The sequence below is a fragment of the Janthinobacterium foliorum genome (assembly GCF_978021625.1).
Window position 1 is genome coordinate 1 of record NZ_CDXDQE010000088.1, and the last position, 316, is coordinate 316.

Sequence of the window (316 nt, forward strand, 5' to 3'; positions counted from 1 at the left end):
GTAGCACCGCGTTGGGGCTGTAGCTCAGCTGGTTAGAGCACCGTGTTGATAACGCGGGGGTCGTTGGTTCGAGTCCAACCAGCCCTACCAGTAACACCCGAGTCGTAAATTCCCGGGGGATTAGCTCAGCTGGGAGAGCACCTGCTTTGCAAGCAGGGGGTCGTCGGTTCGATCCCGTCATCCTCCACCAAAGTTTTACTCGAAAGTGCAAACGTAAGCCGCTAGGTTTAGGTTTGATCTTTTAGCGATCAAAGCTGTTTCGTTCTTTAACAATCTGGAAGAAGTAAAGATTATTTATTGATCGGTTTGCCGTAAA

General features: G+C 50.0%; 2 tRNA genes. Both read left to right on the forward strand.

Going from position 1 to position 316, the window contains the following annotated elements:
* Window positions 1–13: 13 nt before the first annotated feature.
* Window positions 14–90, forward strand: a tRNA-Ile gene (locus ACZ92H_RS29620).
* A 24-nt stretch (window positions 91–114) separates the two neighbouring features.
* Window positions 115–190: transfer RNA gene (locus tag ACZ92H_RS29625), tRNA-Ala, on the forward strand.
* Window positions 191–316: the final 126 nt, after the last annotated feature.